This is a genomic window from Actinotalea sp., assembly GCF_041597215.1.
GTDB lineage: Bacteria > Actinomycetota > Actinomycetes > Actinomycetales > Cellulomonadaceae > Actinotalea.
The window spans coordinates 1-8,405 of the sequence record NZ_JBFHHB010000145.1 but is presented as its reverse complement, the minus strand read 5'-3'; the positions used below and the strand labels follow the sequence as shown (position 1 = coordinate 8,405).

Annotated in this window: 7 protein-coding genes; 3 read left to right on the top strand and 4 right to left on the bottom strand. The window is 73.0% G+C overall.

Annotated elements, in window-relative coordinates:
* Nucleotides 1–280: 280 nt before the first annotated feature.
* Genes ABWK99_RS10830 through ABWK99_RS10815 form a run of 4 tightly spaced genes read right to left on the bottom strand, consistent with a single transcriptional unit; the run spans nt 281 to nt 3,577 of the window.
* Nucleotides 281–1,210 carry an ABC transporter substrate-binding protein gene (locus ABWK99_RS10830; RefSeq protein WP_372594716.1) on the bottom strand — a complete coding sequence of 310 codons (930 nt, stop codon included), beginning with the start codon at nt 1,208–1,210 and terminating at the stop codon, nt 281–283.
* A 41-nt stretch (nt 1,211–1,251) separates the two neighbouring features.
* Nucleotides 1,252–2,028, bottom strand: coding sequence for an ABC transporter permease (locus ABWK99_RS10825; protein WP_372594715.1), 777 nt, complete (start codon nt 2,026–2,028; stop codon nt 1,252–1,254).
* Nucleotides 2,025–2,699: an ABC transporter permease gene (locus tag ABWK99_RS10820; RefSeq protein ID WP_372594714.1), complete on the bottom strand. Its 675-nt coding sequence runs from the start codon at nt 2,697–2,699 to the stop codon at nt 2,025–2,027. The genes ABWK99_RS10825 and ABWK99_RS10820 overlap by 4 nt, the downstream gene beginning before the upstream one ends.
* Nucleotides 2,696–3,577, bottom strand: a complete 882-nt coding sequence (locus ABWK99_RS10815) for an ABC transporter ATP-binding protein (RefSeq protein WP_372594713.1) — start codon at nt 3,575–3,577, stop codon at nt 2,696–2,698. The genes ABWK99_RS10820 and ABWK99_RS10815 overlap by 4 nt, the downstream gene beginning before the upstream one ends.
* A gap of 232 nt (nt 3,578–3,809) precedes the next feature.
* Here ABWK99_RS10815 and ABWK99_RS10810 point away from each other — a divergent pair, with 232 nt between their 5' ends.
* The 3 genes from ABWK99_RS10810 to ABWK99_RS10800 form a co-directional block, all read left to right on the top strand.
* Entirely contained in the window at nt 3,810–4,631 is an 822-nt protein-coding gene (locus tag ABWK99_RS10810; RefSeq protein ID WP_372594712.1) for a hypothetical protein, read from the top strand.
* Nucleotides 4,628–6,223 (top strand): DNA polymerase Y family protein, encoded by a 1,596-nt coding sequence (locus tag ABWK99_RS10805; protein WP_372594711.1) that lies wholly within the window; start codon nt 4,628–4,630, stop codon nt 6,221–6,223. The genes ABWK99_RS10810 and ABWK99_RS10805 overlap by 4 nt, the downstream gene beginning before the upstream one ends.
* Nucleotides 6,216–8,405, top strand: a 2,190-nt coding sequence (locus ABWK99_RS10800) for a PHP domain-containing protein (RefSeq protein ID WP_372594710.1), incomplete at its 3' end; no start/stop codon positions are given. The genes ABWK99_RS10805 and ABWK99_RS10800, both read left to right, overlap by 8 nt.

The window sequence follows — 8,405 nt, the reverse complement described above, 5'->3', positions numbered from 1 at the left end:
GCGCTGAGGAGCTCGAGGACACGGATCCGGACCGGGTGGCCCATGGACTTGAACAGTGCGGCCTTGATCTCGTGGATGGGCGAGGACGCGCTGACGGCGCGGAACGGCACAGGGGCTCCCGGGTGGAGAGGGACGGGGCGAGCGTCCATCGCTGATGGATTGATGAATACGTGCAAGCCGTCCTCAGCATACGCCCCTGCACGGGGCCGGTGCACGGGGCCGGACGCGACGGAGGCGCCCGGCCCGCCGATGTGCGGGCCGGACGCCTCCGTCGTGCTGATCAGCCGATCAGGCCCTTGTCGGTGAGCCAGTCGGTGGCGGCCTGGGCGGCCGAGGCCTTCTCGTCCCCCTCGACCCGGTCGCGCAGGGAGATGAGGTCGTCGGTGGTGAGCACGGCCGAGATCCCGTTGAGCACAGCCGCGAGCTCATCGGAGTAGATCTCCTCGGCCAGCAGCGGGACGATGTTCTGCGAGGAGATGAGCGCCTCGGGGTCCTCCAGGACGACGAGGTTCTCCGCCTTGAGGGCCGGCGAGGTCGTGTAGATGTCGGCGACCTGCACGTCGTCGTCCACGAGCGCCTTGACCGTGTCGGGCCCGCCGAAGTCCTCGATCGGCAGGAAGGTCACGTCGCCGGGGTTCACCCCGACCCCGTAGGTGTCCTTGAGGCCGGGGACGCCGTAGCCGAGCTCGGCGAACTGGGGGTTGGCCCCGAGCGTGAAGGGCACGACCTTGCTCAGGTCGCCGATCGTGACGAGCCCGTTGGCGTCGGCGAAGGCCTGGGTGACGACGTAGGCGTCCTTGTCCTCGGCCGGTGCCGAGTCGAGCACCTGCAGGCCGTCGACGGCGACCGCGTCCGCCAGGGCTCCGTCGACCTCCTCCGTGGTGCGCTCGGTGTACTCGGGGTCGTAGTACGCCAGGAGGTTGCCGTTGTACTCCGGCATGAGGTTGATCGAGCCGTCCTGCAGGGCGGGGATCGTCTGCTGACGCGGGCCGATGTTGAAGCGGGTCTCGACGTCGAACCCGGCGTCGGCGAGCGCCTGGGCGTAGATCTCGCCGAGGATCTCGCTCTCGGGGAACGCGAATGACCCGACGACGACGGTCGTGGTGCCGACGTCGCCGGTGGTGGTCTCGTCGGATGGTGTCGCTGTGCCGGTCGGGTCGGCGTTCGAGCACCCTGCGAGGGCCAGGAGCGCCCCCGCCACGATCGCCACGCCAGCGATGCGGCCTCTCCCATGTGCAGTGAACATGTGTCCTACCCCTTGTGGTTGGTGGCACTGAGTACTGGCGTGACCTGCCCGGATGGCTGGTCGCGCCGGATCCTGCGGTTCTCCCGGCGCCCTGTGGTCAGGGTCGTCGAGGTGAGCTTCTGCACGACGGCGAAGACACCGTCGACAGCGAGGGCGAGCGCCGTCACGAGGAAGGCGCCCGCGAGGATCACGGTGAAGTCGTTGAGCCCGATGCCCGAGGTGATGACGCGCCCGAGCCCCCCGAGCCCGACGTAGGAGGCGATCGTCGCCGTGGCGATCACCTGGAGAGTTGCGGACCGGATCCCGCCGATGATCAACGGAAGGGCGAGCGGGATCTCGACCTGGCGGAGGATCTGGAGCTCGGTCATCCCGTTCGCGCGGGCGGCGTCGATGGTCTGGCGGTCGACCGACTCGAGGCCCGCGTACGCCCCGGCGAGGATCGACGGGATCGCCAGCAGGGTGAGGGCGATGAGCGAACCGACGGTCGCCGCCGTGAGGAAGGACAGCCGGTAGCCGGCGACCATCGTGATGAAGAACAGCACGCCCAGCGCGGGCAGCGCCCGCATCGCCCCGGTGAAGCCGATGACGAACTGGCGGCCGCGTCCGGTGTGCCCGATGAAGAAGCCGAGGGGCAGGGCGATGAGCGCCGCGATCGGCACCGTGATCGCGGTGTAGCGCAGGTGCTCGCCGAGCCGGTCCCCGAGGGGCAACGGGCTGGTCGCGGTCGCCGCCCAGTGGGCGGGGTCGAGGATGTACTGGATCGCGAGGACGACGAAGCTCACCGGGCCACCGCCTCGACCGCTGGCCGGCGGCCACGCTTCGTCTTGGCCGTCCACGGCAGCAGCAGACGACCGGCCAGGACGAGGAGCACGTCGAAGACGAGAGCGATGAGCACGCTCGCGACGATCCCGATGCCGACCTCCTCGAGGATCCCGCGCTGCTTGCCGTTCTGGAACAGGTACCCGAGGTTCGAGGACCCGATGATCACGCCGACCGAGACGAGCGCGATGGTGCTCACCGAGACGACCCGCATCCCTGCCAGCATCACCGGCCCGGCCAGCGGCAGCTCGACCTGCCAGAAGCGGGCGAGCGGGGAGAAGCCCACCGCCGTCGCGGCGTCGATCGTCTCCTTGTCGACGGCGGCGAGGCCGTCCGCCGCCGTCCGCACCATGATCGCGACCCCGTAGACGGTGAGGGCGACGACGAGGTTGGTCTCGTCGAGCACCCGGGTCCCGATGATCACCGGCAGGATCACGAAGAGCGGGAGCGAGGGGATCGTGTAGAGCAGGCTCCCGGTGGTGATGACGATCGCCCGCAGCGTGGCGTTGCGGTTGGCGAGCCAGCCGAGCGGCACGGCGATGACGAAGCTCAGGGCGATCGGCAGCACGGCCAGCCGGATGTGGTCCAGCGACAGGTCGAGGATGAGGTCGAGGTTGTCCAGGGTCCAGCTCACCGCGCCGTCCCCGCCTTCGGAGGGCGGGCACGATCCGTTCCGGTGAGGTCCTCGGGGTCGGAGGGAGCCAGGACCCCTGCCGGCCTGCCGTCGTCGTCGACCAGGAGGGTCGCCTCGTCCCCGCGACGCTTCTGCAGGTGCAACCGGCGCTTGCCCTTGTCCGCGCCGATGAAGGTCTCGACGAACGCGTCGGCAGGGTTCGCGAGGATCTGGGCGGGAGTGCCGGCCTGGGCGATGATCCCGCCCTTCCTGAAGATGATCACCTGGTCGGCCAGGGCGAAGGCCTCGTCGATGTCGTGGGTCACGAAGACGATGGTCTTGCCGAGCTCCTGCTGCAGCCGGTTGAGCTCGTTCTGCAGGTCGGCGCGGACGATCGGGTCGACGGCGCCGAAGGGCTCGTCCATGAGCAGGATGTTCGGGTCGCTCGCCAGTGCGCGGGCCACCCCGACGCGCTGCTGCTGCCCGCCGGAGAGCTGGCCGGGGTACCTCCTGGCCAGCGAGCGGTCGAGGCCCACCTTGTCGAGCAGCTCGAGGGCACTGGCTCGCGCCTGCGCCTTGGGCACACCCTTGAGGACGGGGACGGTCGCGACGTTGTCGATGACGCGTCGGTGCGGGAGCAGCCCTGCGGCCTGCAGGACGTAGCCGATGCTGCGTCGCAGCTCGACCTTGTTCTTCGTCGCGATGTCGACGCCGTCGATGAGGATCTGCCCGGAGGTCGGCTCGATCATGCGGTTGATCATGCGAAGGAGGGTGGTCTTCCCGCAGCCGGAGGAGCCGACGAGGACCGTCGCCTGGCGAGCCGGCAGGACGAAGCTGAAGTCGTCGACGGCGACCGTCCCGTCAGGGAACTGCTTCGTCACGGACCGGAACTCGATCATCGTCGCCTCCTCGTCCTCGGGGGTCGTCGTCGCGGGGGTCCGCGGTGAGTCGTCGGGCCGAGGGGATGACGACCATCGAACCACCGCAGTTCACAACCGGCCATGGGAGAGATGTAGTCCGGCTCCGGGGGTGATGTCGATCACGGGAGGCCGTCCCGTCGATTGACAGCGGGGGGAGTGTCGGCATGTACTGAGATACTCGAACAGGTGTTCGAACGATCTCGGAGGCGTGATGACTGCGGTGGCTGTGCCCGTCGACCGGGCGGCGCGTGCCCGCGCGGTGCTGGCCGAGGCGGAGGGGCGCGCGGGGACCCGTCGGTCCTGGTCGGCACGGACGCCGGTCGTGCAGGTCCCGGTCCCGCCGGACGCCGCCGTCCCGTCGTCCGGGGCACGGGACGGGCACCGGCCCGACAGCCACGCGCTCCCGGTCGACCCGCGACTGGCCGGGCTCCTTCCCTCGCTCGACCGGGGCACGACGCTGACCGTCGCCGGGTCCACCTCCCTGCTGCTCGCCCTGCTGGCCGAGGCGTCCGCCGCCGGGAGCTGGGTGGCGCTGGTGGGCATGCCCGGTGTCGGCGTGCTGGCCGCCTCCCAGCTCGGCCTGGCGCTCGACCGGGTGGTCCTGGTGCCGGACCCGGGGCCGGAGGGCTCCCGGGTGCTGGCCGCCCTGCTGGACGGCATGGACGCCGTCGTCGTGGGCGCGGTGGCGCTGTCCGATGCCGACCGGCGTCGGCTCAGCGCACGCGCGAGGGAGCGCTCGGCCGTCCTGCTCACCACCACCCCCTGGCCGGGGGCATCGGTCGTGCTCACCGCATCGGTGTCGCGATGGGGCGGGGTCGGCCGCGGCGAGGGCAGGCTGCGGGACGGGGTGCTGACGGTCGACCGTCAGGGCAGGGGGGCTGCGGGGCGGGGCTGGCGCGGAGAGGTGGTGCTGCCGGGGACCGGGAGCGGTCGGGGTCCTGGCGCGCGGACCGGGTCGGCCGGGTCCGCCGCTGCGCACACCTCCCGGGCCTCGCACGGCCTCGAGCAGCCCGAGGGGCGGCGGGCCGGATGAGCGTCCGCACGGCTGCCCTGTGGGTGCCGGACTGGCCGGTGCTGGCCGCCATGACCGTCGAGCGGGTGCCGGCGCACGCCCCGTCCGCTGTGCACGACGGGCGGCGGATCACCGCGGTCTCGTCCCCTGCCCGTCGCCAGGGGGTGCGGCGCGGGATGCGGCGTCGCACCGCCCAGCAGTGCTGCCCCGAGCTCGTGCTGCTCACGGCCGACCCCGGCCGGGACGCCAGGGAGTTCGAGCCCGTCGCCGTCGCGGCGGAGGGCGTGGTCGCCGGGCTCGAGGTCGTCCGGCCCGGCCTGATCCTGCTGCCCGCCGCAGGGGCGGGCAGGTACCACGGCTCGGAGCAGGTGCTCGCGGAACGGCTGGTCGCCGCCGTCGCCGAGGTGGGCTGCGAGGCCCAGGTCGGGATGGCAGACGGTGTCGGCGCGGCCGTGATCGCCGCGCGTGCCTCGACCCTGGTACCGGTCGGCACGACACGCGCGTTCCTGGCCGGCTGGGGGATCGGCGAGCTGCGGCACCTCACGGTCGGTGCGGTGACCGAGGTGGACGCCCTGGTCGACCTGCTGGTCAGGCTCGGGGTGCACACCCTGGGGGACCTGGCCCGGCTGCCGCGCGGTGACGTGTCGGCCCGCTTCGGCCCCGGGGGCGAGTGGGCGCACCGGGTGGCGTCCGGCGAGGACGACCGGCCCACCGCGCTGCGGCGCCCCGAGCCGGACGTCGCCGTCGCCCAGGACTTCGACCCGCCGGTCGAGCGGCTCGAGGCGACGGCCTTCGCCGCACGATGGCTCGCCCAGGAGCTCAACGAGGCGATGGTGGCCGCAGGTGTGGGCTGCGGGCGGGTGCAGATCTGCGCCACCACCACCGAGGGCAGCGAGCTCGTGCGCACCTGGCGCACCGACACCGCGCTCGGCGGGCTGTCGGTGCCCCGGCTGACCGACCGGGTGCGCTGGCAGCTGGACGGCTGGCTGACGGCCAGGAGCCTCGGCCGGACCGGGGTCGGCCAGGACCCGGAACCGGCGCCGCTGGCGCGGCTCTCGTTGCGCGCCGAGGAGGTGGTGGCGGTCGGGGCCGAGCAGGGCCGGTTGTGGGGTCAGGCTGCCGGAGCCGACCTGCGCGCCCAGCGTGCCGTGCACCGCGTCCAGGGGCTGCTGGGCGTCGAGGCCGTGCTCAGCGCCCGGGTCCAGGGTGGTCGCGAGGTCCGTGACCAGGTGCACCTGGTGCCCTGGGGCGAGGACGTGCCCCCGGCCAGGGACCTGGACGCGCCGTGGCCGGGACGGCTCCCCGCCCCGGCCCCGGCGACCGTGCTGGTCGCCCCGCAGGCCGTCCAGCTGTGCGGCACGGACGGGCGCCGGGTCCAGGTGGACGCGCGGCTGCAGGTCAGCGCCGAGCCGGCGGTGGTCTGGTGGCCGGACGGCACCTCCCAGAACGCTGTCACCGGCTGGGCCGGTCCGTGGCCGATCGCGCAGCGCTGGTGGGGCGCGGGCCACTCGCCGTCGAGGGTGGTCTACCTCCAGGCCACCCTCGACGACGGGCGGGCGGTGTTGCTCGCGCTGACCGACGGGGTCTGGACGGTCGAGGCGAGCTATGACTGAGCCGCGCCGGCCCGCCGGGCCGCGCTACGCCGAGCTGCACGCGCACTCCGCGTTCAGCTTCCTCGACGGTGCCAGCCAGCCGGAGGACCTCGTCGCCGAGGCGGTGCGGCTCGGCCTGTCCGGGATGGCGCTGACCGACCACGACGGGCTGTACGGCGTGGTCCGCTTCGCCCAGGCCGCCCGCGACCACGGACTGCCGACCGTCTTCGGCGCCGAGCTGCACCTGGCCACCGGCGACGGTGTGCTGGACGGTCCCACGGGCACCCCCGACCCGCGCTCGACCCACCTGCTGGTGCTGGCCCGCGGTCCGGACGGCTACCGGTCGTTGTCCGGCGCGATCGCCGAGGGCCACCTGGCCACCGGGGCCAAGGGGGCGGCCTCCTACCGGTTGCCCGAGCTGGCTGCCGCCGCGGACGGTCAGTGGCTGGTGCTCACCGGTTGTCGCAAGGGTGCCGTGCGTCAGGCGCTGGAGGGCACCGGTACCGCCCGTCAGATCAGGCGGACGGTCGAGCCGAGGCTCGACCTCGCTGCGGCCCGGCTCGAGCTGGACCGGCTGACCGACCTGTTCGGGCGGGACAACGTCGCCGTCGAGATCACCGACACCGGCGACCCGTACGACTCGGAGCGCAACGACGCGCTCGCCGAGCTGGCCGCGGCTGCGCGCCTGCCGCTGGTCGCCACCGGCAACGTGCACCACGCCCGGCCGGCGGACGCCGACCTCGCCGCTGCGCTCGCCGCCGTGCGCGCCAGGTCGAGCCTCGACGAGATCGACGGCTGGCTGCCCGCCGGTCAGGGAGCGCACCTGCGATCGGCCGGCGAGATGCTCGGCCGGCACCGGCGGCATCCCCAGGCGGTGCGCACGGCCGCCGAGCTGGCAGCGGAGTGCGCCTTCGACCTCGCCCTCGTCGCGCCCCGGCTCCCGCCGTACCCGGTCCCTGGGGGCCATGACGAGGCGAGCTGGTTGCGTGAGCTCGTCCGCCGTGGCGCCCTCGACCGGTACGGGCCGCCCGAGGCCGAGCGCGTCCCGGGGGCATGGGCCCAGCTCGAGCACGAGCTCGACGTCATCATCACGCTCGGCTTCCCCGGGTACTTCCTCATCGTCCACGACCTCGTCTCGTTCTGCCGCGAGCGGGGGATCCTGTGCCAGGGGCGAGGGTCGGCAGCCAACTCCGCTGTCTGCTACGCGCTGGGGGTCACCGCCGTCGACGCGGTGCGGCACGGGCTGCTCTTCGAGCGGTTCCTCGCCCCGGAGCGCGACGGCCCCCCGGACATCGACGTGGACATCGAGTCGATCCGCCGGGAGGAGGTCATCCAGTACGTCTACGAGCGGTTCGACCGCCGGCACGCCGCCCAGGTCGCCAACGTCATCTCCTACCGGCCGCGCTCGGCCGTGCGGGATGCCGCCAGGGCACTGGGTTTCGACGTCGGCCAGCAGGACGCCTGGAGCAAGAGCATCGAACGGTGGGGGTCCTTGCGCGGACCGGAGACGCCGAGCCCGTGGTGGACGGTGTCGCGAGCCCCCGCAGCCGCACCGGAGCCCACCTCCGACCGGTCGCCGACGGTGCCGGACCGACGGAGCGGCCCGGCGCGCGCACCGGCCGACGGTCCTCAGGTGAACGGCTGGGTCAGCGAGGACCGGCACGACGTCGTCCCGGCGCAGCGACCGCCGTCGGCCACCGAGGTCGGCGAGATCCCCGAGCAGGTCATCGACCTGGCCGAACGCTTCCTGCGGCTGCCCCGGCACCTGGGCATCCACTCCGGCGGCATGGTCCTGTGCGATCGTCCCGTCATCGAGGTGTGCCCGGTGGAGTGGGCCCGGATGCCCGGTCGCACCGTCCTGCAGTGGGACAAGGAGGACTGCGCCGACGCCGGGCTGGTCAAGTTCGACCTGCTCGGCCTGGGCATGCTCTCGGCCCTGCGGATCGCGTTCGAGCTCATCGCCCGCCATGAGGGGGTCGAGCTGGGTCTGCACGCCCTGCCGCAGGAGGCGTCGACCGTCTACGACCTGCTGTGCGCCGCCGACACCGTCGGGGTCTTCCAGGTCGAGTCCCGCGCCCAGATGGCGACCCTGCCCCGACTGCGACCCCGGTGCTTCTACGACATCGTCGTCGAGGTCGCGCTCATCCGGCCCGGCCCCATCCAGGGCGGCTCGGTGCACCCCTACATCAACCGGGTGCGGGGT

Bases quoted from the DNA above. Each gene is read 5' to 3' on its own strand.
- ABWK99_RS10815 (WP_372594713.1), bottom strand. From the start codon at position 3,577: ATGATCGAGTTCCGGTCCGTGACGAAGCAGTTCCCTGACGGGACGGTC.
- ABWK99_RS10810 (WP_372594712.1), top strand. From the start codon at position 3,810: ATGACTGCGGTGGCTGTGCCCGTCGACCGGGCGGCGCGTGCCCGCGCG.
- ABWK99_RS10805 (WP_372594711.1), top strand. From the start codon at position 4,628: ATGAGCGTCCGCACGGCTGCCCTGTGGGTGCCGGACTGGCCGGTGCTG.